Consider the following 21,772-nt stretch of genomic DNA (forward strand, 5'->3'; position numbering starts at 1 on the left):
CGGGGTGAGGAATGGATCCCATCACGGACACCCCGGCGCATCGTCGGCAACCGACGCACTCACCAGGCCGCGAGGTGCGGCTTCACCGACTGGGACAACGCGAAACCGCCAACCTGTTGGGCGTGTCGCAACATCGACCGCAACCGGCTGCCAGTCGGTAGCCATCCGGTACAACTCGATCACGACCGGTAATGTCGGTAGCTGGCCGCCGTACGGCGAAAACGCGTAGCCGGCAACCGCGATGAGTACGGCCCGCGTCCCGGTTGATCGGTGCTGGAGCCACGGGGAGTCATGGTACGCCCCAACAACCCCCTGTTCCTGAAGCCGGTCAAACACCGCTGTCACCGTGGTCACGTTGGTCTCTGTGGCGGTGGCGTCGGCAGCGGATGGCAGCCGATCGGCAGCCGCCGCCATCACCGCGGCCTGGTCGCAAGGAGACAGCCGGGTCGACAACACTGTCGCCATACTTTCCAGTAGTCGAAGACAGAGGCCGTCAGCTGTCGACTGCTCCTCGGCATGGTCAAGATAGGCGTCCATCACAGCCGTTTCGGCTGTATCGTACCCCTCGGCAGCCAATGTCTCGAAGACCGCGGCGGCGACATGATGGCAAAACTGCACGAGCGGACGGGTGGCTGTCGTCGCCCCCGAGGCGGGGTCAGTTGTAGCAGAACGCCACGGGGCTCTGTCACACCCATCTGCTGTTGGGTGGTCATCTGCGTCGTCGGTGGAGGATGTCGTCGCGTCAGCGGTGGTCGTCGCTGTGTGTGACTGCCCGGCAAGCGGCTCAACTGTCGAGGGGTAGCCCTGACAGACAACGATATCATGTTGCGGGAGCGTCGGATCGTACTGCCGGAGGGCGTTGCGGTACTGTGTTGTCGCACGTGCGGCTGTCCGGGCGATCTGGCGGGTCGGAAACCACAACCCGGCAGCCGGCACCGGCTGCTCGGCGTGGCGACTACAGACGAGTGTGTACTCGCCGTCGTCGACTGCGAGCGATTCGATATGGGCGCGAAGGTCACGGAGCATGGGGCCAAGCATCGTCAGTCACGCTGCTACCATCGGTAGCCCGGAAACTGAGAGGGCACCGACGGATAGCCTGTAATTTATTAGGTTAGCCTAAAACACATAACCCTGTTGTTTTGGTCGGCCTAAAATTCGTAACACTCTTATTGTTTTAGGTTGGCCTAAATTCTATGGCACACTCACGACGGCGGCTGTTGCAGACGACAGGCACAGTACTTGCAAGCGCGGCTCTCGCCGGCTGTAGCAGTACCGACAATCAGGCCGACAGCGGTGGCGAAGCGTCGATCGCAGCGGCCGACCTTGGCGTCGTTGCCGAATGGAACGCGATCCGCACCCGACTCCGTGATCCCGTGATCCTTGGGCACGCTGAGGAGTACGCTGCGGGTGAAGGCGTCGTCGGCGACATCTTTGAGCGGTTTGAGATGGCGTCAGGACAGAACAATGCTCACGAGACCCTTGAGGAAACCGACAAAGAGCACTACGAGGGGTTCGAAACCGCATTGGGCGACCTCCGGAGCGCGCTTACGGACAATGATCTCGATGGGGCCCACGATGCGATGAGAGCGGCTGATGAACAGCTTCGCGGCGCGCAGGCCGCACTCGCCGGCCAGGAGACGGTCAAACAGCTTACCGCGCTCGTAATGGGTGCACATATCAAAGACGTTGAGGTGCTTCTCGCCGCGGAGGCGTACGACGACGCCAGCCTTGAGTACAACCAGATCGGAACCAAATTCCAACAAAAGGGGCTGTACGATATGATCGCTGCGGCTGACACTGAAGCTGCGGATGGGGTTGTCGACGCTCTTGATCGGGCGGCAACTGCTGCCGAGGCGGCAAACGCAACCGACGCTTCAGCTGCCGGTTCGGACGCGTTTGAGGCGGCAACACAGGGGTTGCATGCGGTCGCGAACGCCAACGTCGCCGACGCCGCCCACATGGCTGCCCTACAGGGGTTGGGCTGGGATGCGGCCGCGCTGACGACAATCGGTGGCCCCGGTACCGATTACGCACACGCTGCCGCATTGAACCTGTATCGTGCACGCGCCTACGACGCACACTGGATCGCAGCCAACGGCAGCACCGACACAGCGGCGACGATGGCACGCGATGTGTTCGCTCACTTTGAGGGGGCCCGTACACACGAAGCGCTAGAGGAGGCAGACCGCGACGCCTATGAAACGTTCGAGGCCGGACTTGAATCGCTACAGACCAGGATCGACGACGGCGATACCGGCGGGATCGACGACGCTGTTGCAACCATCGATGAAAATCTCCGTACCGGAATCAAGCGCCTTGCTGGCGGCGACGCCCCGCTGCTGCAATCCGGATTTTTCCGTGCTCGCTTTGCGGATGCGTATGAACGCTACCGGCAGGGCGAAGCGGCCGCGGCGGCGACGATCGCTGAGGGGCTCTTCGGGCGGTTTGAGGCGAACGAGCTGAACTTCCACGAAACACTTGAGGACACAAGCGAGTCGCTGTATGAAACCTTCGAGGAGGAACACCTGACCGCACTCGTCACCGCCTACGAAGACGACAACAGCAGCGCGGTCGACACCCACCATCAGGGCGTGTGTGACGCGCTCCTCGAGTTTGAAGCCGAACACAGCGCGGCGCTTGCAAGCGGTGCGGAAGCCGGTTACATGGGGGCTCGTGGCTTCGATGCCGCCGGCGTCGCCGCCCTCGGGGATGCCAGCCGAGCGAGCACGATCGTCAGCGACGCCTTCGCCCACTTTGAGAACGGGGCTGCCGGGTATCACGAGGCCATCGAGGCAGCCGATGTGGAACGCTACGAGTCATTTGAGGCCGCTCTCGGGGCGATTCAGACAGCAGTTGACGACGGCGGCGACGTGTACGCCAATGCAAAAGCGTTCAACGACGAGGCCGTCGCCTCCGCGTACGCGATCGCTGAATCTGGGGGTGCAACCGCACCCGCTGCGGCGATGATGGGTGATGCCTTCGCCCACTTCGAACAAGCCGAGGTACACGAGGCACTGGAAGAAGCCGATCATGATACCTATGAGGGCTTTGAGGCCGCACTTAACTCTTATCAGTCCGGCCTTGAGTCAGGAGACACTGAGCCGGTAGCGCGGTATGCCGCGATGGCCCGTACCGGTGGGTTCGCTGTCGCCGGCGCGGTCGACGCCGCGCCGTCCGTTGACGCCGCGGCTGCTGATGACGGAGGAGAGGCCGAGGAATCAGCCTACGAGGGCGGGCCGAACATTGTCGAGGGCGTTCCTGACGACGCCGACCACGTCGTTGAAGCACAGGCCGTCGTCTTTGAGCCGGCGGAGCTGACAGTACAGCAGGGTGAGACGGTTGCCTGGAAGTACGCTGCTGGAGACGCACACAACGTTGTCGCCGACGAGGACAAGATCCCGGACGACGCAGAGTACTGGGCTTCCGGCGGGTTCGACAGCGAAATGGCCGCCAGAGACGGCTGGGAGAACGGTAAGGGGGCTCTCCACCGCTCGGAACAGGTGTACGTCCACACCTTCGAGGCAGCCGGCACACACGAGTATCTCTGTGTCCCACACGAGGCCGCCGGAATGGTCGGCAAGGTCATCGTCGAATAGGGATCAATCGCGGCGCAGACGATTTTGTATCGTGGTATGTGATTTACCGGAACCGCGAGGGTACTCACCAAACCTGAACAGGGTGAAAACCGCGCACCTACTCAAAAAACAGCGTTAGAACGGAGCCTGTGGGCCTTCGTCGCTGTCGTCGCCACCCTCACCAGGGAAGGAAGGACTCATGCCCTCTGTTTCGCCCATATCCGGCTCGGCACCCTGACCGGTGTTGGCGTGTACCTCGTTGATCTCGGGGATCTCCTTGACCATCCGGCTTTTGATCGCCTGGATCGTCATCGGGGAGATGCCACAGCCGGAACAGGCACCGCCGAGTTGGATCTCAACCTCGCCAGTCTCGGCGTCGAGACGCTGAATCGCGGCGTTGCCGCCGTGCATCTGAATCTGCGGGAAGTTGCGCCGCAGGAAGTTCACCACGCGGTCTTGAAGCTCGGAATCAGCCGATGCGGAGTCTGTACTCATACGGATTCGTTGCATAGCAACAGGCTTAGGCCTTTGGTTCAGGTGGAATGATGCGGGCGATCACGCCGCGGACGCCTCCTATCACTGTTCGCCGTCTCGCATCTCGACCGACGGCACACGCGCTTACTCTGTCAACTCGAACAGCTGGCGGAGCTCGGTTTCGATCTCCTCGGTGTAGTGATCCAGCGTCTCCTCGAAGGTCTCGCGGTCGACGACGACACCCGTGAGCCGATCGTAGGGATCGTTTGGCAACGTGATCCTAAACCCGTCGTCGGGATCGTATAGCGGCTCGCTTTCGTTGAGCACCTGCTGATCGATGCCGTGGATCAACGTCGAGTCGTAGGCCTCGTTCATCGTGTTGAACGCGTTCTTGTAGGCCCGCTGGAGCTGCGGAAAGTAGTGTTCGTACTTGTCCTCAAACTTCTCGGGATCGAACTCAACCATTAGCTGATAGTTGGGAAGGAGGCCAAAAAGCGGGGCGGTTCAATGTCATAAACCACATAATGCGATATCAAATCCGATTCGGAAGCGGCTGAGTGCCGAACGACTGTGTCGTGACCGACGTTATCAGCAGCCGTTGAAAACCCTCAACGTGCTTTCAGTCCGCCAGAAGGATGACTGCCAAGCTACACGTCGCTCCGTGGCTATCAAAATCGACGACGCAGGGCCGAGTCGAACAGGGGGTCAGAACTGTTGCCACGGTGTCGGCGAGGAGAGTCGACCGCGGATGCGGAGTTCGCGGCCATCATCAGCCGTTCGGGTGTCGACGACGGTCTCAAACGGATCAAGCAGCGTGTGAATCGTCTGTTCGTCGTGCATTGTTTCGTTGATCACCGCGATCGTCGGCCAGTGTTCGTTCTGCGTCTGTCCGAGCAACACACGGGTGAACTGGTAGATCCGGTCGGCCTCCCAGTACATCAGAAGTTGAGACAGCGAGTGCAGCCCAACTGTCAGGTCATCGTCGGCCATCGCCTCGGTCAGTTGGGTAAACTTTACCCCTAGATCGGTGAGGTTCTTTGGCGAGGAAATATATTTTGTCAGCTCCGTATCCTCAACGTCTGACCCCTGCTCGCGGCTGACACAGTCGACAACGCCGATCGCGTCGCCGTCGTGGCCGGTGAGTGTCTCATAATCCTCGCGGACGGTCGGGGCGTCATGGCCGGTTGACAACACAAGCGCACGGTCTGTGCGCGCGCCGAAGATCCGATGCATAAGCTCATATTTTCCGCTCATCGGTGGCCCAGCGACGATGATACTCGGCGTATCGGTGAGCCGATCGGCCAAGGGAAGTTCGGTTACGGACATTGGATCGGACAGGGCCGCCGACGAGCCGGGCGGCGTGGCGCGTGGTGAGAAGCCGATACGGAGATCCGGCCGTTCGGCAGGGTGCGGAGAGTGTCCCCCCCGAGAAGCGAGGCGAGTCGGTGACAGACGGCGGGGACGCTCATAGATAGATACGTCTCACAGTGGCAAATAAACATTGGCCTCAAATTCTCACAGGTGAAACTGGTCGGCTACTCAGCGGTGGCGACGTTGGGGTCAACCCAGACGACAAAGCGATCCTCGTCTTTGACGATGCCGTGGACGTTTTCATCGTCGGCGGTCGTCGTCTCGTCGACCTCATCGGGGGTGACGTCCGTGACCTGATAAACCTCATCGACGATCCACGCGACGGTCGCCTGGTCGTCCATGGCATCGGGATCGAAGACGATAATCCGTTCGCGGGTTCCGCCTTCCTCGATATCGAAGATCGTCTTCGGGTTGATAATCGAGGTTGTCCGACCCCGAAGATCCATCACACCCTCGACGTGTGGCGGCGAGTTCGGGATACGGGTGAGATCACCGGCGTCGACGATCTCGTCGATCACGCCGATATCAAGACAGTACGTTTCATCACTGAGCCCGAACTCCAGCACTTTGGTTGCCTCCCCCGTGGCAGCCTCGGCATCAGCGGGTTGGGCTTCACTTTCGGACATGTGCGGTATTGACGGGGTACCGGTAGTTAACTCTGTCCAATAACGTATCACTCATTCGGAGAGAGCCGGTGGCTTTATTCTTGCCCTTTTTGTAGTACCTACAACAATGAGGGGCGAGACCCGAGGCAGGCCACTGGGCGAAGCCGCCGGATTCGGTGTCACCAAGGAGCCGTCCCGCCAGCTGTGGGCCGGAGGTGACAGCGGTGCGTAAGCCACGGACGGTCGTCGTCGACGACTCCCGATTTATGCGCGGACTGATCTCCGACCTTCTCGATGAGGCCGGGGTACCCGTTGTCGGCGAGGCCAAAGACGGCGCTGCGGCCCTAGAGGTCATCGCTGAGGAGGAGCCGGATGCGGTGACGATGGATCTGGAGATGCCCCGAATGAACGGCATCGAGGCCGTCGAGCGTATCATGGCGGAACACCCGACACCGGTGCTCATGCTGAGCGCCCACACAGAGGACGGCGCGGAGGTGACCTTTGAGGCTCTTGAGAAGGGCGCGGTCGATTTCTTCTCAAAACCCGGCGGTGAGGTATCAATGGGCGTCTCCCAACACGCCGACCAGCTTGTGGCAACGCTGCGGTCGGTCGCCGACGCCGACCTCACACAGGCCAGCCGGCAGGCCGCCGACACTCAACGTCAGCCGGCGAGTCCAGGGCCTGGCGGCGCGGCGACGGCAGAAATCGAGGGGTTTGAGGATCAACACACCGTCGTCATCGGCTCTTCGACCGGCGGCCCCGACGCTGTCGAGCAGGTGATGAGCGAGTTGCCCGGCGGCGACTGTCGGGTGATCATCGTCCAACACATGCCGGAGGCGTTCACCGCGCGGTTCGCCGATCGGCTGGATAACGCCTCGCGGTACACCGTCCGAGAGGCCACCGACGGCGCGCGGATCGGTGCCGGCGAGGCTGTCGTCGCCCGCGGCGGAAGCCATCTCGGGATCACCGGCTACAGCAACGGGCGGATCCGCGTCGAGTTGATCGAGGCAGATCGCGGCCACTCGGTGCGACCCGCCGTCGACGAGACGATGACGTCGGTCGCCGCGCAGATCGACGATCCGCTGACCGGGGTCATCCTCACCGGGATGGGCTCGGATGGCGCCGAGGGCATCTGTGCGATGCAGGCCGCCGGCGCGACAACGATCGCACAGAACAAGGAAAGCTGTGTGATCTACGGGATGCCGAAACGCGCGATCGAGGCGGGCTGTATTGATGAGGTTTGCCATATCGACGACATTGCGACAACAATCAGGGAGCTGGTATAATGAGTGACGCACACCGCAAGGCCTTCGTGGCTGAAAGCGAGGAAGGTATCACCGAGCTGAACAACGCACTGCTGGATCTGGAGTCCGATCCCGACGACGACGATGCGATGGACTCGATCTTCCGGATCGCCCACACGCTGAAGGGGAATGCCTCAGCGATGGGGTATGAGTCGGTCAGTGAGCTGGCCCACGAGATGGAGGATCTGCTGGACGAAGTCCGAGAGGGCGACATCGACGTTGACATCGAGCTGATGGATCTGCTTTTCGACTCCGTCGACTATCTCGATGCGATGGTGAGCGATATCGCCGAGGACGGCGAAACGGATATCGACGCCAGCGGGGTTGAGGCCGATCTCAGAGAGAAGATGGAGACCGGCAGCGTCGGCGACAATGATGAGGAAAGCGATGACGAAGCGACAGCAGCCGACGACACAGCCGATGAGTCCGACGACATGGCCAGCGACGAGGCGGCCACGGAGTCGGCCAACGAGACGGTCGACGACGCCGATAGCGACACCGCCGAGGCAGTCGACGACGAAACAGACCCCGAGGCCACGGCCGATGACCCAGCGGACGATCCCGATGGCGACGAGACGGAAGCGATCGCTATCGATGACCTCCCGGATGAGATCGCCGACGCCAGACTAGAGACGAGCGAGGCGGTGTATCGGGCGGAGATCGGGCTCGGTGACACCGAGATGCCGGGCGTCGAAGCCATCTTCATCATGCAGGAGATCGAGGAGGGCTACGACCGGATCGGCACCGACCCGGAGCAGGACATGATCGAGGACGGCGACTTCGATGAGACGTTTGACGTCTTCGTCGTCGATATCTCGGCCAGCGAGATCGAAGGGATTCTCGGCGAGTTGGGCAAGGTGGAGTTTGCCTCCGTCAGCCCGGTGACACCAAACGTTGACGATCCGATGACAGTCACCGAGGCGGTCGACGCCGCCGGCGGGGCAGTCGACGCCGATGCGGAGCCGACCGCGGAATCGGACGACGCCGACACGGAGCCTGCAACAGCAGCCGACGACGAGAGCGACACCGCCGGACGCGACGATCCCAGCAGCGATGCTGACAGCGATACCGACGACAGCAGTGACAGCAGCGACAACAGCGAGAGCGGGCGATCCAGCCCTGATGCAGGTGGTCGCTCCGGGCCAAGCAGTTCTAGCTCCGACGATACCGATATCCAGTCGGTGCGTGTCGATGTCAACCAACTCGACGAGCTCTACAATCTCGTCGAACAGCTTGTGACGAGTCGAATCAAGCTACGACGAGAGATGGAGCGAGAGGGCATCGACTCCGACAATCTCGACGAGCTCGATAAGATCACCGGCAACCTCCAGGATACGGCGATGGATATGCGGCTGATCCCGCTGTCGAAGATCGTCGACACCTTCCCGCGGCTAGTGCGGGACGTGGCACGGGAGACCGGCAAACAGGTGAACTTCACCGTCACCGGCGAGGATATCGAGCTTGATCGGACGATCCTCACCGAGATCCGCGATCCCCTGATCCACGTGCTGCGCAACGCCGTCGACCACGGGATCGAGCCGCCGGAGGAACGCGAACAGAAGGGCAAAGCGCCGACCGGCAACGTCTCGCTGACAGCGACCCGCGACCGCGATCACGTCAACATCGAGGTCGCCGACGACGGCGCGGGGCTCGATCCGGAGATGCTCAAGCAGAAGGCCATCGAGAAAGGCGTCAAAACCGAAAGCGAGCTCGAACGGATGGAGGAATCGGAGATCTACGATCTCGTCTTCCATCCGGGCTTCTCGACGGCCGAGGAAGTCACCGACGTCAGCGGCCGCGGCGTCGGGATGGATGTTGTCCACAACACCGTCAAACAGCTTGACGGGACGGTCAACGTCGAAAGCGAACTCGGTGAGGGAACAACCGTCACCCTCCGGCTGCCGGTGACCGTGGCGATCGTGAAGGTCATGTTCGTCGAGGTCGGCGGCACCGAGTACGGCATCCCGGTCAAGAATATCGCGGAGGTCACCCGCGCCGACGAGATTCGGACGACCAAAGGCGACGAGATCATCAACCACGACGACGAGATCTATCCGATCCTCCGACTCAGCGACGCACTCGACGAGCCGAGCAGCGTCAACGGCGACGGGATGTTGCTGCGGATTCGGGAGGAACACCGCAAGGTCGCGCTTCACTGCGATCAGGTGATCGATCAGGAGGAGGTCGTCGTCAAACCGCTTGAGGGCGTCCTCAGCGGGATCCCCGGGCTCAGCGGGACGGCCGTGTTGGGTGATGGTGATGTGGTTGCTGTCCTCGATGTGGTGACGCTATGAGACAGTTCGAGGACGAAGGGTTTGGTCGGGTGATCCGCCATATTCAGGATGCGGTCGACTTCGAACCGGAGTACTACAACCCGGACTATCTCGATCGGCGGATCACCGCTCGGATGCGACGCCAAGAGGTCGAGGCGTACGACGACTACCTTGAGATACTGCAGTCGGACAGCCGCGAGAAGGAGGCGTTGATGGATTCGCTGACCATCAATGTCACCAACTTCTTCCGCAACCAGGAGATGTGGGAGGCCCTCCGGCCGGTGTTGCGCGATCTGACCGATGAGCACCGTCGGGTACGGGTCTGGAGCGCGCCGTGTGCCGACGGTCGAGAACCGTACTCGGTGTCGATGCTAGCCCGCGATGATCGACGGATAGACGACGGTCGGCTCACTATCGTCGGTACCGATATCAGCGACGAAGCCCTCGAAAGTGCCCGCGCCGGCACCTACGAGACGACACGGACAACTGATATCGGCGAGGAGCTCAGTCTGCTTGACGACCCAGAGACATACGTTGATGTCGAGGACGACACGTTCACCGTCAAGCCGGCGGTTCGCGATTCGATCCAGTTCGAACGCCACGACCTGATCCAAGACGGCCCACGGCGGAACTGTGATCTGGTCTTCTGTCGAAACCTCCTGATCTACATCGACAGCGAGTTCAAGATCCCGATCTTCGAAACACTGACCGACTCGATGCAGGATGGCAGCTATCTCGTCATCGGGATGACCGAAACCATCCCACAGGAGTTGCGGGATGAGTTCGAACCGGTCAACAAACGCTGCCGCATCTATCGATACACACCGTAGTCCCAATGTCGCTGTACGATCTCGCACGATCCGGTGATGTCGACGGGCTCGAAGAGATGCTGCTGGAAAGCGACAGCCCGGCGGTGCGGAAGCGCGCCTGTGAGCTCCTCGGCGAGATCGCCACCACCGAAGAGATGGATGCCATCGAGACGCTCGTCTCGGTTGCCGTCACCGACGAATCCGGTGCGGTCAAAGCCGCCGCAGTCGACGGCCTTGACGAGATCGGCGCGGAAGCTGTCGAACAGCTGCTCGTCGAGATCACCGGCAAGAAGATCGATCAGGGGGCCGATTGGGCGGTCGCAAAGCGGTTTGCCAAAGCCCTCTCCTCGGAGATCCCCGAACTACGGATGGCAGCGGCCGCCGCACTTGGCAAACTCGGCGACGAATCCGGGATCAACTCCTTGAAGAGCGCGCTCTCAGATACCGACCCGCGTGTTCGACAGCGGGTCTGTATGGCCCTCGGCGAGATCAACCACCCCTCAGCGGTGCCGGCGTTGATCGACCGGCTTGGTGATCCAAACGGGCAAGTTCGGCACGAAGCGGCGATCTCACTGTCGGCGATCGGCACCGATCAGGCACTTGCCGCGCTGAAGAACATGATGGACGCCGACAACACCGCGATCCGGCGGATCGCTGCCTCCGCGCTGGGCGAAGCCGGCACCGCCGATGTGGTCGAACCGCTGGCAGCGGCATTAAACGATCCCGACGAAGGGGTGCGGAGCGCGTCGATCTACTCGATTATCGAACTGCTGTCGAACGTCGACACCCAAAAGAGTCACTCGATCCGCGATCGGATCGTCACCGAACTACAGGGTGCCGACGACGCGACCGTCCAGCCGATCGTTGAGATCCTAGACGAAAGCAGCCAACAACGCCAGCGCCGGAATGCCGCGTGGTTTCTCGGGCGGGTCGTCGACAAACCCAACCGGGAGACCATCAACACACTCGTTGACGCGCTTACAAGCGATGACACCCAAACCGCCCAGTTTGCGGCCACCAGTCTCGCCGAGATGGGTGGAGAGCTAGTCGAAGACGAACTGCTGGAGCTTGTCAAGGGTGATGCCCCGGACGACGCCCGCGCACAGGGCGTCTTTATTCTGGGAAAGATCGGCGGCGAGCGATCCCGCGATGTGGTGGAAAATCTTACTGAGGATGATAGTAAACAGGTTCGCAAGCGGGCGTTCTCGGCGATCTCGAAGCTCAAAGGTCGATAGTGATATTACAGAGGGGCGAGACAGTACAACAACATGTATCGATCGACACCCCATGTGAGGCGGTGAGTTCCGATGAGTGAGGGTGAGTACAAGATCGCGGATACGAAAGGGCGATTCGCCATGGCGGTCAAAGAGGGGCGGCAACTCAACAATGTCGACTGGTCGCAGGGCCGGATTCTGCTGTCGAACCGCCGTCTCATCCTTGCCGGCAACGACGGCAAGCGGACGATCGCCCTCTCGGATATCAGCGGGTTGTCAGGCCGACAGGACGCCAGTCAGTCGATCGCGGCGGCCTCAAACTATCTGGCACTCAAACTCGGCGAGGATGTCATGCTGGTGTCGGCCGCCGACCACGAGGAGTTCAAAACGGCGTTCTTCAAAGCTGTTCTTGACGAAAACATCGTCAAGGCCAAACACCCGGCTGTCGAGGGCGGCGTCGTTCAGGATACCTCCTGGGAAAAAGCACGCCTGAAAGTCGAGGAGGATGCGATCGCCACCGCACTCCAGAGTGGCAAATTCGTCGAACTCGAATTGGAGGAAATCAGCGAGATCAGCACCGAACAACGAACGGTCGGCGGCACAGAGCGAACCGTCATTCAGGTCTCCCACGTCGAGGGCCAGACCTCCGTTGAAACCCACCTCACAGGAGCACAACGAACCTGTCTCTTTGTCCAGTCGTTTCTCAAGGAGGGCGAACGCCGCAGCGAGGCCAACGTTGACCTCGCACCGTCCGAAAAGGAGGTGCTGATGGCACTGTACTCCGGGGTGTCACCGTTCGAGATCCCCGCATTTATTGGTCAAGATGTTGACAAAGTCGAGGAAACCTTCGAGAAGCTTATTCAACTCGATATCGTCGATGAGGTGCGGACACGCCACGAGGTAACCCTGAACTCGCGGGGTCGCAACATCGCCAGCGAAGCGATGAACGAGCAGTAACGAGTTGCAGTATCAAGGGTAACAGGCAAACAGTCGATAGCGTACTCGCCGGCTCAGGCGTTGACCGACTCGATCTTCTTGTTGACGATCACCTGTCCCTTCGCCGTCAACGACAGCCCTTCCTCGCCGTCCTCGACGAGTTCCTTGCTTTTGAGCTTGTCAACGATGGCTTTTGTCTCGTTGATATCGCCGGTCACAAGCATGCTGAGCTCCGCACTACCGCCGGCACTGTACAGCGAAACGAGTGTTTCGACCTCTTCGTCGCCGACCTCAATCTCCTCGAGGGCTTCCATGATGTCGCTGTATTCGAGCCGGACATACCGGCCGAGCAGGTTGAGCTTGCGGCCGTTTGGCAGCGTGATCAGTGTCGTCAGTGTCGTTCCGGCCTCGGAGTGATCAACCGACAGCGTCGGCCGGGTTTTACCGCCGATATCGCGCTGTTCGCGGCCGAAGTCGATAACGCCGCCGAGGTCGATCGTCACCGTTTCATTGTTGCCCTTGAGATCCAACTGGCCGCGTTTGAGGCCGAGTTTCATCTTGCGGTCGCTGGCGTCGGTGATCCGTCCACCACGTTTGGCCGGGTGTGTGACGATCACGGTTTGACCGCCGACGATGATCTTAAAAAAGACGGTTTTGAACTTTTCGACGTTTGGGCCGGTGCCCTCGATAACCGCGACCTTCTGTTGGCCGTCTTTTTTGTAGGCGATGGTGACGGTATCGTTGAAAAACTGCTTGAACGCCTGTGGTGGCGAGCCGATGTTGGTATCCACAACCGAGGACAGTGGAATGCGTGTCTCCTGATCGTCGGTGACCAACACCAACTGCTTGTGGCTGAGGAGCACGCGGCCGGTGATCGGTTCCATCGTCTCCATCTTCTCGGTGTAGAACCGACCGGCGAAATCCGCCACCACTCCCTCACTCATATACTACTGTTCGTTCCGCGGTCCTCTTCATTGTTTCGCGCTGTCGGTGACACAGTATCGCCCATTCCTGTGGGCGAACGCCCCGATACACAGGCCAAAGCCGGACGCCGCACCTGCGGGAACAGCAAAGTCTAATGCCGTGGGCGCCCAACGATCTGTTGATGCCAACGGTAACCTACCTCAACTACGAAGTGCTCGATGACCACGGCTGGGAAATGGACGACGACGACCTCTTCGACAAGGCCGAAGATGAAGGGCTTGACGGCGAGGACTACGGTGAACTCGATGTCAACGAAGGCGAGTACATCCTTGAATCCGCCGAGGCCCAGGGCTACGATTGGCCCTTCTCGTGTCGCGCCGGCGCGTGTGCAAACTGCGCCGCCATCGTCAAAGAGGGCGAGATCGACATGGATATGCAGCAGATCCTCTCGGATGAGGAAGTCGAAGAGAAAAACGTCCGGCTCACCTGCATCGGCAGCCCGGACGCCGACGAGGTGAAGATCGTCTACAACGCCAAACACCTCGATTACCTTCAGAACCGCGTTATCTGAACACTGGAGTTCCTCCAGCGACAACACATCCTCGCGTGAGGATGTGGCTCTCTGCTAGTCCGTAGCTGTTGCTACCAGTCTATAGCTATCTCTGCGTTCAGTTTCGTCACAGCCAGTTGCGACTCACGTATTCGACAACGATATCGGGTTGTTCGATATAATCAGATAATTCATCGACGATGCCGCCGACTTCGCGTGCCGATAGCGTCTCCTCGGTTTGAAACAGGACACCGACTGGTCGGTTCGCCGCAATAGCGAGAAAGTCATCGTCCTGTGTGAGAATCAGTCGCTCCTCACGCGCTGCGTAGCTGGCGATCACATCGTCGCTCACGCCGAGCCCGAGTTCGGCGACATCACCGATCCACTCGGTATCGTGGTCGAGTTGCTGGAGATGGGTGATCGTTGCTTGCTCGATGTTTTCGTCTGCAAGCAGCCGATACCCCATCAGCGACGCACGTCGTCGGGGTCAGTCGTCAGGTGGTCGTGAGAGTCGATTGCCGACTGTCGCTGCTGTTCGACGTCGTCCATTTCCTTGGGATGATCGTGGTAGTAGGTCAGCGCGCGGTAGACATCGGCCACGTCGAGAGTGTACCGCTCTGAGACAGTTTCGGGATCGAGCCCGCGGTCTTCGACCTGCGTTTTGATAAATCGAACCGTGATCCGGCGACCGTCGAGATGCGGCTCGTCGTGGAGGTCGTGGACGATCCCACGTTGGACGCGGCTCATATCCCGTTGTTTCGTCACCATCGCACTTGAACATCCGGCTGAAAGAGCAAACCGATAACTATTCGACGTACTCGTACTGTCGCTCGTTCATCCGGCCCCAGCCGGTAAACACAAACTCGTCGCTTGGCTCGGTGAAGTCATCGATATCGACGGTTCCTTTCTCGTGGTTGTGGCTGTCGTGTACCTGTTCGTACTCCGAATACGAGAGGTCGTATCGAGCCCGGAGTTGGGCGTCGACGTTGAGTTGAGCGATTTCGGTTTCCCAGTTCGGCTGGACGGTTTCGGCGTGGATTTCAGCCTGCGCGCCGGAGCCATACGACCCGACCAGCAGCTTCTCACCGGCCAGGTTCCGGTCTTCCTCGGCGGCATACTGGAGCGCAGCAATGCGGGCGATATGCACCGACCCGGTGTACCAGTTGCCGACCTGCCGGGAGATGGTGAGCGTCGGCTCGATGGTGCGGTCGTACCACGATTGGTACTGCTCGGTCTGTTTGAGGGCGTCGGTATACTCACTGATCGCCTCCTCATACGCCTCTCGTGAGGCGTAGTCGGCCTCGCGTGGCTGGCGACCAATCTCGCCGGCGAGGGCGTCTTCGATCTCGGTGTCGCGGCTCATATGGCGATAGCCGAGCAAGGCTGCCTTTCGAACCATCCCTGGGAAGGGGGTGTGGAACGGAACGGAGGCAAAATCATCGGGATGCAGATCCCAGGCAACGGATTCGAAGTCTTCGACCGCTTCGCGCATGCGCGACAGATATACTTGCACCGACCGTTTGCCGTCGACCGACGGGAACTGCTGGTTCGGCTTCAGAAAGTCGGTTTCGTCCATGCTGCCATACCCTTGCTCGGTTGAGATCTCGACGAGATCCGGGTCTTCGTCGATGAGCATGGCGACCGCGCCCGCACCCTGTGTCGCTTCACCAGGGTCGCCACGGGCGTACAGCGCGGTGTCAGTGGCGATCACAAGGGCGGCCCGCCCGCGGTTGCGACCGGCACGGATCCAGTTGTATGCGTCATCGATCGATTGGGTGCCGGCGACGCAGGCAAACTTTCGTTCGCCCTTGTTGGCGTGGCGGAACTCGCCGTCGAAATACTGTTCGAGACACCCCGCAACGTACGTCGACACCGGTTTGGAGTTATCGAACGCTGACTCGGTGGCAACGTCGATCCGGCCGATATCCTCGGGGGTGAGCCCCGTGCGATCCATGAGCCGCTTGGCGGCGTTTGCGCCCATGGTGACGATATCCTCGTGGAGATCCGGGAACGACGAGCCGACCAGCCCGATCCCCTTGCGGTATTTGTCCGGATCCTCGCCTTTCTGTGGGGCAAAGGTGTCCGGCAGATCGAGTTTGAGCTTGCCGGTCCAGACCTCAACCGCGTCGATGCCGACAGGTTCCATACGCGAGATTGCCCGAGGTGGCTTATGGGTGTGTCGATACGAATGACGTCGATCGTCGAATCACAGCCCGATCAGTCGTCGTCTTCTTCGATAACTTCGGGATCCGCAAAGGCGTCCTGCAGGCTGTCGAGCCCGTTGAGCCACTCGGAGACGAGCCAGGAGTCGAGTTCCTCGATGTCGCTGCCGTCGAACTCGGTGCCGTCGATGATCTGGGTGCCGGCCTGAACGAGGTAGGCGAGTGCAGCGTCATCATCCTCGTCGGCGGCCGCAGCAACCGCTTCGGTGATGTTGTCATCGAGCGGTTGTTCCTCGACAGCCCCACCGATCAGATACTCCTCGGCAGCATAGAAAACGGGGATGAGGCTGGTCTGGACACTGTCGAGTAAGAGTAGCTTGTTTTCGGCGTCGAACTCCGGTTCGGCCAGAACGATGTCGTTGATAAACTCCAGTTTGTCGAGGGCTTCCTCCTCGTCGAGATGGCCGTCCGCAACGGCGGTGATGATCTTGGCGATCGCGATGGTGGTGTCGTTTTGGAGATTGAAGTAGAGCCGGGCGAAGTCCTCGCTTTCGGGATCGAGATCCTCCTCGCCGACCCGCGTCAGCCAGTTCTGCCAGCGGTCTTCCGAATAGAAGGTCTCGGCTGGCTCGTCCTCATCGGTCATACTTGTGTCTCCGGGGGCGCACTCAAAGACCTTTCTTCTCGTTTGGGCTGCTACTCAAGTGTTCGGCGGGTATCGATGCCATAGACCCGCTTCGGCGTTTCGACGTGGGCGATCTCGATCGCCTCATCGTAGCCCCGTTCGCGGAGCCACCGGACGCGCCGGGGAACGGTTTTCGGCCCCATGACCGCCCCCGGCCGGTCGGGGTCATCGATGTAATCGGTCTCCATCAGAAACGGGTCGTCCGACTTGGCGGCAGTCGCAAGCCAATCCTTCTTGCACATCACACTCGGTGTCGGGCCTGTGAGGCGACCGCTGGCGTAATGTTTGACGACATGGAGCGGGTCAAGGCCGCGGTCGTCAGCCCACTCGGCGATCTCGGTGAGATCTTCGCTGGCCTCGGTGTGGAGTTGGACGACACAGTCGAGGTCAGCCCCAAGCTTGAACCCGTGTTTCATCACGTCGTTGGAGGCCGCCCAGACGGCGTCATCAACCTCGTAGTGTGGCCGCCCGGATTTCAACGCGAGCGCGTCGCCGCACTCAACGTATTCGGCGGCGATATCGAGAACGCGTTGCATCAGATCGGCGGCCTCCTCCGGCGAACAGCCGCGGCCGTCGATGAGGCGGCTGATAAGTCCCGGGTGAACGCCAAGAATCGGCCACGCACGTCCCGGTAGCCGCTCGGTCGCATCAGCGACGGTGTCGATGGTGGTCTCGAAAACCGAGCGGAAGTCCTCGGGATCGGTTGATTCAACGCCGAGATGCCACGAGGGCTTGTTGACGACAAGGAGGTGAGTGCCACCCAACTGGACGAAGTCGTCGACGGCGTCCATCCCGCGGGCGGCGTCGGGATCGAGATGCATGTGATTGTCGAGCACCGGCGTGTCGTCCATAGCTGTGGGTTGGCAGCGACGGGCAAAAATCGGCTGGTCTCAGTGGTCGAGAGGCTGCGGCGATGTCGCTACGCGGTGTCGTCGGTTGTGAGATCGAACGCAAATTCGACCGCCTGCTCGGCGTTGTCGCCGTCGTCGCTCTCAGCGTCATCGACGATGGCACCGGGGTGGGCCGCAAAGCCCTCATGGAGTCGCTCGTAGGTGTCGTCGACAGCCTCAACGATGACGTTCGTCTCGCCGATTACCGGCATGAAGTTCGTGTCGCCCTCCCAGCGCGGCACGAGGTGGGTGTGGAGGTGGTCATCGATTGAGCCGCCCGCACCCTCGCCGCTGTTCATGCCCATGTTGAGGCCGTCAGGCCCAAGACCGTCGTGGAGTGCGTCGATAGCGACCTGCTTGAGCCGGGCGTGATCCAGCAGTTCGGCGCGGGTGAGGGCGGTGTAGTCGCCGACGTGGCGATAGGGGATGATCATGAGATGGCCCGGATTGTAGGGGTAGTTGTTGAGCAGCGCGAAGCTGTGCTCGCTGCGGGCGACGATCCGGCTTTCGCGGTCGGCGTCGCGCTCGGAGAGGACGCAGAACGGACAGCCGTCGATGGGTTGCTTCTCAGAGTCGCGTTCAACCCAGTCGATCCGCCACGGCGCGAAGATCTGCTCCATACAGGGGGCTATCGCTTGGAGGTGTTAGTGGTACCGTCAGGCGGGGTCGGTGCGGAACCGCGTGATCGGTACGTCGGTAACGTCAGCGAAGTCGTTGTCGGCACCGACCAGCAGCGTCCCATCGACGACCGCAGCCGCAGCAAGCGCGAACGCGTCCCCGAGTGCGGGCGAGTACTGGAACTTGAAATCGGCTGCGATCTGCCATAGCTTGTCGGTTCCGATTCGCTGGATACCGCTTTCAGCCAGCACATCGATGACTGTGTCCGCTCGTTTTCTCCCGGCATTGCCCCGGACGATATAATGGAGTTCGGCGGCGTTGACGGCCGCTGTGTAACCATCAGTTGTCCCTTCGACAGCTGTGAGATACCGTTCGACCGTATCACTCCCCGGTTCATCCGAAAAGTAGGCGATCAGCGGCTCAGCATCGAAAACGACTGTCTCCGGGAGGGCCTGTGTCTCACTCATCTTCGTCGTCGCTCGCGCCGTATCGATCCCGGAGATCGCTCTCGGCGGCCTTGTCTCGCTCCCGTTCGGCTCGTAGCTGCTCTATCGGTGATCGTCCCTTCTCGTCGGTTTTGCCTGCCAGCACGCCGCGCAAGTCAGTAACGGACTTGATCGGTCGAACGACGATATCGCCACTCTCAGTGCGGACGAACTTGACTCGCCCCGGTGTTGTGATGCCAAGCGCGTCCCGGAACTCCTTCGGGATGGTCGCCTGTCCCCGCGCCGAGACGGAGACGACTCGCTCTGAATCTGACTCACTCATACTTTTTCTATACAATACATCTATCTTCTTGTACCTAAGTATACTGGTGAACTACTGTCGGAGGGCGATTGAGCTGTCAATAGTGTGTGCGGCAGTTCACTGGCATCGGTGCCCCCACTCAGGTAGTTGACCTGCAAGCTATTTTTTCTGTGTGGGTACCCATACGTAGTGTATGAGCAAGAATATCGTCATCAGCGACGACGTGTATCGTCGTCTAAAACGGGAAAAAGGCGACCGGAGTTTCAGCGAGGTTATCGATGCAAAACTCGACAGCGGTGGGACGCTTGCTGAGGTTTCGGGCCAGCAGGTGTTCGATGCTGAGACAGCTGACCACGTTAGCGACGAGATCGAATCGCTGAGCCGCGGGACAGTCGAGCGGATCACCGATGAAACTGATTGATACCTCCGTTGTCGTCGATATCGACCGCGGCGGGGTTGACGACAAGGTCGCAACCCTCGACAAGCAGGGTCGTCATTTGCTCAGCATGGTGACCGTGACCGAACTCCAGTTGGGTGTTGAACTACAGTACGAGCCCGGAACCGACGCCTACCGAGAGGCCCAAGACAAGCTGACCCGACTGCTCGCTCGCTTCGATATCCATCCGATCACACGGCCGGTCGCGACGACAGCAGCACGGATCATCGGATCGCTCAAACAACAAGGCTGTCCGCTCGATGACCTCCACGGTGTCTACATCGCCGCGACGGCCCGGACACAACAGCTCCCTGTTGTCACCGCCAACGTCGCCGACTCTGAGCGGATCGACGATATAGAGGTTGTCGACTGGGAGACGTTTTGATCGGGTTAAGAACCGACTGATCCGACCGAAGGCAAACGTGATTACCCGGCTTCATTCCGGAACCGCGTGATCGACACGTCGTCGATAGCGTCGTAGTCGTCGTCTGCACCGACGAGAAGCATTGCCGTGAGCTGTTCTGCCGTCGCCAACGCGAAGGCGTCGCCGAGTGCTGGATTGTGCGAAAGCACATGATCGGCAGTCCCTTTCCAGCAGTCGGCGACGCCGATCGGTTCGGTACCGAGATCAGTGAGCCAGTCGATGTACTCGTCGGCAGTCTCACGGTCGTATTTCCGCGCGAGGATGTACCGAATCTCGCTGAGTGTGACGTAGCTGACGAAGCCTGTAGTGTCGTCGACGGCGACTGCATCAAGATACTCCTCGACGACATCACTGCCGGGTTCGTCGTCGGCGTGTGCGACCAACGGTTCGGCGTCGAAGACGACACGATCAGGAATCGTCATTCGGTGTCGGCCCGGTTGTCGCGTTCGGCTCGATCTTCGGCCCGTTTCTCACGGAGGAGTTCTGTCGCGGGCTTGTCAGTCGTCGCGTCGCTCCGGGTGGCGAAGCCGCGCATCTCGCTCGGCGATCGAACCCGCTCGACGGTGATCGTTCCGTCGTCTGTCTCCCGAAACAGGACTTTTCCCGGTGCGTCGATCCCGAGTTGGTCACGGAACCGTTTGGGAATCGTCGCCTGCCCGTGTTTCGTGACCGCGACGATCTCTTTTTCAGGATCGTCACTTGATTCTGAGTTACTCACAGTTCATAATTTATCGCTATTCATACCTAGTTCTTGTGCCCAGCCGAAGCCGGGTCTCAATCAAAGTCGTGAATCCCAGCGGTCGTCACCTCACAGCCGTCCTCGGTAACGATCATCGTGTGTTCGGCTTGGCTGATAAGCTGGCCGTCGGCTTCCTTCAGCACGGGGTAGCCCTTGATGATATCCGCGTTTTTCAGCGTCCGGAGCGCCATCGCCGCCCGCGAGCTGTCGAGCCAGCGGGCCGCAAACGGCAGGTCGTCGAAGGCCGCCAACTCCTCCATCACCTGTCGAGCGCGTCGATCCCGCACCGAGCCGTCGCCGACCTGCTCGTAGATCTCCTCGGTCGCGCCCTCGCCGACCTTGCCGCGGCCGTCGGTGGCGAACGGCTCGATAGCGATCACGTCGCCGACCTCCAGTTCAACCCCGCGATCAACCGCGCGGTTCGGGATGCTCGGCCCGGTGTGGGCGTCGTAGCGTTCGACGCCGTGGCCCGTCAGATTGAGGATTGGTGTGTACCCGTAGTCGTCGATTGCGGCTTCGATCTCGCGGCCGACATCGCCGGTATCGACGCCTGGCCCGACGGCAGCAACAGCGGCCGCAAGCGCGTCCTCGGCGGCAGCGACCATGTCGCCGTGACCGGTGTAGTCGACGGTGACGGCGGCGTCGGCGATATACCCGTCGACGTGGACGCCGATATCGAGACAGACCATTTCCTCGCCGAACTCGGTGTCGTCATCGCGGGCGGGTGTGGCGTGAGAGGCAGCTTCGTCGGTCGAGATGTTGACCGGGAACGCCAGCCCTGCACCAGCCTCGCGGATGGCGTCTTCGGCATACTCCGCGACCTCAAGTTGTGTGACACCGGGTTCGATCATCTCACGAGCCTCGGTCATCGTCTCGACAAGGATTTCACCGGCCTCGCGGTAGCTCTCGACGGCGTCGGTATCGAGTGCGCCAATGCTCATGGGTGTGTGTTGGCTGGCGGCCGCAAAGCGGTTTCGACCCGGTCGGATCTGGTAGCCGCCGCCGGGGTCGAGTTGACGGAGAAAACCACGATGAC

Annotated in this window: 26 protein-coding genes; 9 read left to right on the forward strand and 17 right to left on the reverse strand. The window is 60.7% G+C overall.

What is annotated here, in order from left to right; genetic code table 11:
* Positions 1-21 precede the first annotated feature (21 nt).
* A complete protein-coding gene (locus tag DP106_RS02330) occupies positions 22-1,038 on the reverse strand; it encodes a DUF7551 domain-containing protein (protein WP_133305088.1) in 1,017 nt (338 codons plus the stop codon).
* Positions 1,039-1,193: 155 nt separating this feature from the next.
* Between DP106_RS02330 and DP106_RS02335 the strand changes: the two genes are divergently transcribed.
* Positions 1,194-3,596 (forward strand): DUF5059 domain-containing protein, encoded by a 2,403-nt coding sequence (locus DP106_RS02335; RefSeq protein ID WP_120083135.1) that lies wholly within the window; start codon positions 1,194-1,196, stop codon positions 3,594-3,596.
* Positions 3,597-3,710: 114 nt separating this feature from the next.
* Here DP106_RS02335 and DP106_RS02340 read toward each other — a convergent pair whose 3' ends face one another.
* The 4 genes from DP106_RS02340 to DP106_RS02355 form a co-directional block, all read right to left on the reverse strand.
* Positions 3,711-4,070, reverse strand: a complete 360-nt coding sequence (locus DP106_RS02340; RefSeq protein WP_120083137.1) for a NifU family protein — start codon at positions 4,068-4,070, stop codon at positions 3,711-3,713.
* Between the two features lie 123 nt (positions 4,071-4,193).
* On the reverse strand, positions 4,194-4,514 hold the full coding sequence (locus tag DP106_RS02345; protein WP_120083138.1) for a DUF5783 family protein: 321 nt from the start codon (positions 4,512-4,514) through the stop codon (positions 4,194-4,196).
* 240 nt (positions 4,515-4,754) lie between these two features.
* Complete coding sequence (locus DP106_RS02350; protein WP_120083140.1) at positions 4,755-5,375, reverse strand: DUF7504 family protein; 621 nt, start codon at positions 5,373-5,375, stop codon at positions 4,755-4,757.
* A 209-nt stretch (positions 5,376-5,584) separates the two neighbouring features.
* Positions 5,585-6,046, reverse strand: coding sequence for a chemotaxis protein CheW (locus DP106_RS02355; protein ID WP_120083141.1), 462 nt, complete (start codon positions 6,044-6,046; stop codon positions 5,585-5,587).
* Positions 6,047-6,291: 245 nt separating this feature from the next.
* Here DP106_RS02355 and cheB point away from each other — a divergent pair, with 245 nt between their 5' ends.
* From cheB to DP106_RS02380, 5 genes are all read left to right on the forward strand, one after another.
* The gene (gene cheB / locus DP106_RS02360) at positions 6,292-7,311 is read left to right on the forward strand and encodes a chemotaxis-specific protein-glutamate methyltransferase CheB (protein WP_205738866.1); all 1,020 of its coding nucleotides are present in this window, start codon (positions 6,292-6,294) and stop codon (positions 7,309-7,311) included.
* The gene (locus DP106_RS02365) at positions 7,311-9,623 is read left to right on the forward strand and encodes a chemotaxis protein CheA (RefSeq protein ID WP_120083143.1); all 2,313 of its coding nucleotides are present in this window, start codon (positions 7,311-7,313) and stop codon (positions 9,621-9,623) included. Before cheB ends, DP106_RS02365 begins: the two co-directional genes overlap by 1 nt.
* Positions 9,620-10,432 (forward strand): CheR family methyltransferase, encoded by an 813-nt coding sequence (locus DP106_RS02370; protein ID WP_120083145.1) that lies wholly within the window; start codon positions 9,620-9,622, stop codon positions 10,430-10,432. The genes DP106_RS02365 and DP106_RS02370 overlap by 4 nt, the downstream gene beginning before the upstream one ends.
* Positions 10,433-10,437: 5 nt before the next feature.
* Complete coding sequence (locus tag DP106_RS02375; RefSeq protein ID WP_120083146.1) at positions 10,438-11,646, forward strand: HEAT repeat domain-containing protein; 1,209 nt, start codon at positions 10,438-10,440, stop codon at positions 11,644-11,646.
* Positions 11,647-11,718: 72 nt separating this feature from the next.
* The gene (locus tag DP106_RS02380; RefSeq protein ID WP_120083147.1) at positions 11,719-12,582 is read left to right on the forward strand and encodes a CheF family chemotaxis protein; all 864 of its coding nucleotides are present in this window, start codon (positions 11,719-11,721) and stop codon (positions 12,580-12,582) included.
* A gap of 53 nt (positions 12,583-12,635) precedes the next feature.
* Here DP106_RS02380 and DP106_RS02385 read toward each other — a convergent pair whose 3' ends face one another.
* The gene (locus DP106_RS02385; RefSeq protein ID WP_120083149.1) at positions 12,636-13,505 is read right to left on the reverse strand and encodes a CheF family chemotaxis protein; all 870 of its coding nucleotides are present in this window, start codon (positions 13,503-13,505) and stop codon (positions 12,636-12,638) included.
* 161 nt (positions 13,506-13,666) lie between these two features.
* On the opposite strand from DP106_RS02385, the gene fer reads away from it, so the two are divergent.
* Positions 13,667-14,056, forward strand: coding sequence for a ferredoxin Fer (fer, locus tag DP106_RS02390; protein WP_120083219.1), 390 nt, complete (start codon positions 13,667-13,669; stop codon positions 14,054-14,056).
* A 106-nt stretch (positions 14,057-14,162) separates the two neighbouring features.
* Here fer and DP106_RS02395 read toward each other — a convergent pair whose 3' ends face one another.
* The 8 genes from DP106_RS02395 to DP106_RS02430 form a co-directional block, all read right to left on the reverse strand.
* Entirely contained in the window at positions 14,163-14,501 is a 339-nt protein-coding gene (locus DP106_RS02395) for a DUF5615 family PIN-like protein (protein WP_120083150.1), read from the reverse strand.
* Positions 14,501-14,782: a DUF433 domain-containing protein gene (locus tag DP106_RS02400; protein ID WP_120083220.1), complete on the reverse strand. Its 282-nt coding sequence runs from the start codon at positions 14,780-14,782 to the stop codon at positions 14,501-14,503. Before DP106_RS02400 ends, DP106_RS02395 begins: the two co-directional genes overlap by 1 nt.
* A gap of 58 nt (positions 14,783-14,840) precedes the next feature.
* On the reverse strand, positions 14,841-16,181 hold the full coding sequence (hmgB, locus tag DP106_RS02405) for a hydroxymethylglutaryl-CoA synthase (protein ID WP_120083151.1): 1,341 nt from the start codon (positions 16,179-16,181) through the stop codon (positions 14,841-14,843).
* Positions 16,182-16,252: 71 nt separating this feature from the next.
* Positions 16,253-16,843: a DUF2150 family protein gene (locus DP106_RS02410; RefSeq protein ID WP_120083153.1), complete on the reverse strand. Its 591-nt coding sequence runs from the start codon at positions 16,841-16,843 to the stop codon at positions 16,253-16,255.
* 50 nt (positions 16,844-16,893) lie between these two features.
* The gene (locus DP106_RS02415; RefSeq protein WP_120083154.1) at positions 16,894-17,733 is read right to left on the reverse strand and encodes a TatD family hydrolase; all 840 of its coding nucleotides are present in this window, start codon (positions 17,731-17,733) and stop codon (positions 16,894-16,896) included.
* A 68-nt stretch (positions 17,734-17,801) separates the two neighbouring features.
* Entirely contained in the window at positions 17,802-18,392 is a 591-nt protein-coding gene (locus DP106_RS02420) for an HIT family protein (RefSeq protein WP_120083155.1), read from the reverse strand.
* Between the two features lie 36 nt (positions 18,393-18,428).
* A complete protein-coding gene (locus DP106_RS02425; RefSeq protein WP_120083156.1) occupies positions 18,429-18,857 on the reverse strand; it encodes a PIN domain-containing protein in 429 nt (142 codons plus the stop codon).
* Positions 18,850-19,158, reverse strand: a complete 309-nt coding sequence (locus DP106_RS02430; RefSeq protein ID WP_120083157.1) for an AbrB/MazE/SpoVT family DNA-binding domain-containing protein — start codon at positions 19,156-19,158, stop codon at positions 18,850-18,852. The genes DP106_RS02425 and DP106_RS02430 overlap by 8 nt, the downstream gene beginning before the upstream one ends.
* Positions 19,159-19,330: 172 nt before the next feature.
* Here DP106_RS02430 and DP106_RS02435 point away from each other — a divergent pair, with 172 nt between their 5' ends.
* Together DP106_RS02435 and DP106_RS02440 are read left to right on the forward strand one after the other, a co-directional pair.
* Positions 19,331-19,558, forward strand: a complete 228-nt coding sequence (locus tag DP106_RS02435) for an antitoxin VapB family protein (RefSeq protein WP_120083158.1) — start codon at positions 19,331-19,333, stop codon at positions 19,556-19,558.
* On the forward strand, positions 19,545-19,958 hold the full coding sequence (locus DP106_RS02440) for a type II toxin-antitoxin system VapC family toxin (protein WP_120083160.1): 414 nt from the start codon (positions 19,545-19,547) through the stop codon (positions 19,956-19,958). Before DP106_RS02435 ends, DP106_RS02440 begins: the two co-directional genes overlap by 14 nt.
* A gap of 41 nt (positions 19,959-19,999) precedes the next feature.
* On the opposite strand, the gene DP106_RS02445 is transcribed toward DP106_RS02440, so the two are convergent.
* From DP106_RS02445 to map, 3 genes are read right to left on the reverse strand one after another with little or no spacing between them, the layout of a single operon-like run.
* Positions 20,000-20,419, reverse strand: a complete 420-nt coding sequence (locus DP106_RS02445; RefSeq protein WP_120083161.1) for a PIN domain-containing protein — start codon at positions 20,417-20,419, stop codon at positions 20,000-20,002.
* The gene (locus DP106_RS02450) at positions 20,416-20,715 is read right to left on the reverse strand and encodes an AbrB/MazE/SpoVT family DNA-binding domain-containing protein (RefSeq protein ID WP_120083162.1); all 300 of its coding nucleotides are present in this window, start codon (positions 20,713-20,715) and stop codon (positions 20,416-20,418) included. The genes DP106_RS02445 and DP106_RS02450 overlap by 4 nt, the downstream gene beginning before the upstream one ends.
* 56 nt (positions 20,716-20,771) lie before the next feature.
* Entirely contained in the window at positions 20,772-21,677 is a 906-nt protein-coding gene (map, locus tag DP106_RS02455; RefSeq protein ID WP_120083164.1) for a type II methionyl aminopeptidase, read from the reverse strand.
* Between the last annotated feature and the right edge of the window lie 95 nt (positions 21,678-21,772).

This window comes from Halonotius pteroides, from assembly GCF_003605635.1.
GTDB lineage: Archaea > Halobacteriota > Halobacteria > Halobacteriales > Haloferacaceae > Halonotius > Halonotius pteroides.

Coding starts and splice junctions, on each gene's coding strand:
- DP106_RS02330 (WP_133305088.1), bottom strand. CDS start 1,038: ATGCTTGGCCCCATGCTCCGTGACCTTCGCGCCCATATCGAATCGCTC.
- DP106_RS02335 (WP_120083135.1), top strand. CDS start 1,194: ATGGCACACTCACGACGGCGGCTGTTGCAGACGACAGGCACAGTACTT.
- DP106_RS02340 (WP_120083137.1), bottom strand. CDS start 4,070: ATGAGTACAGACTCCGCATCGGCTGATTCCGAGCTTCAAGACCGCGTG.
- DP106_RS02345 (WP_120083138.1), bottom strand. CDS start 4,514: ATGGTTGAGTTCGATCCCGAGAAGTTTGAGGACAAGTACGAACACTAC.
- DP106_RS02350 (WP_120083140.1), bottom strand. CDS start 5,375: ATGTCCGTAACCGAACTTCCCTTGGCCGATCGGCTCACCGATACGCCG.
- DP106_RS02355 (WP_120083141.1), bottom strand. CDS start 6,046: ATGTCCGAAAGTGAAGCCCAACCCGCTGATGCCGAGGCTGCCACGGGG.
- cheB (WP_205738866.1), top strand. CDS start 6,292: ATGCGCGGACTGATCTCCGACCTTCTCGATGAGGCCGGGGTACCCGTT.
- DP106_RS02365 (WP_120083143.1), top strand. CDS start 7,311: ATGAGTGACGCACACCGCAAGGCCTTCGTGGCTGAAAGCGAGGAAGGT.
- DP106_RS02370 (WP_120083145.1), top strand. CDS start 9,620: ATGAGACAGTTCGAGGACGAAGGGTTTGGTCGGGTGATCCGCCATATT.
- DP106_RS02375 (WP_120083146.1), top strand. CDS start 10,438: ATGTCGCTGTACGATCTCGCACGATCCGGTGATGTCGACGGGCTCGAA.
- DP106_RS02380 (WP_120083147.1), top strand. CDS start 11,719: ATGAGTGAGGGTGAGTACAAGATCGCGGATACGAAAGGGCGATTCGCC.
- DP106_RS02385 (WP_120083149.1), bottom strand. CDS start 13,505: ATGAGTGAGGGAGTGGTGGCGGATTTCGCCGGTCGGTTCTACACCGAG.
- fer (WP_120083219.1), top strand. CDS start 13,667: ATGCCAACGGTAACCTACCTCAACTACGAAGTGCTCGATGACCACGGC.
- DP106_RS02395 (WP_120083150.1), bottom strand. CDS start 14,501: ATGGGGTATCGGCTGCTTGCAGACGAAAACATCGAGCAAGCAACGATC.
- DP106_RS02400 (WP_120083220.1), bottom strand. CDS start 14,782: ATGAGCCGCGTCCAACGTGGGATCGTCCACGACCTCCACGACGAGCCG.
- hmgB (WP_120083151.1), bottom strand. CDS start 16,181: ATGGAACCTGTCGGCATCGACGCGGTTGAGGTCTGGACCGGCAAGCTC.
- DP106_RS02410 (WP_120083153.1), bottom strand. CDS start 16,843: ATGACCGATGAGGACGAGCCAGCCGAGACCTTCTATTCGGAAGACCGC.
- DP106_RS02415 (WP_120083154.1), bottom strand. CDS start 17,733: ATGGACGACACGCCGGTGCTCGACAATCACATGCATCTCGATCCCGAC.
- DP106_RS02420 (WP_120083155.1), bottom strand. CDS start 18,392: ATGGAGCAGATCTTCGCGCCGTGGCGGATCGACTGGGTTGAACGCGAC.
- DP106_RS02425 (WP_120083156.1), bottom strand. CDS start 18,857: ATGAGTGAGACACAGGCCCTCCCGGAGACAGTCGTTTTCGATGCTGAG.
- DP106_RS02430 (WP_120083157.1), bottom strand. CDS start 19,158: ATGAGTGAGTCAGATTCAGAGCGAGTCGTCTCCGTCTCGGCGCGGGGA.
- DP106_RS02435 (WP_120083158.1), top strand. CDS start 19,331: ATGAGCAAGAATATCGTCATCAGCGACGACGTGTATCGTCGTCTAAAA.
- DP106_RS02440 (WP_120083160.1), top strand. CDS start 19,545: ATGAAACTGATTGATACCTCCGTTGTCGTCGATATCGACCGCGGCGGG.
- DP106_RS02445 (WP_120083161.1), bottom strand. CDS start 20,419: ATGACGATTCCTGATCGTGTCGTCTTCGACGCCGAACCGTTGGTCGCA.
- map (WP_120083164.1), bottom strand. CDS start 21,677: ATGAGCATTGGCGCACTCGATACCGACGCCGTCGAGAGCTACCGCGAG.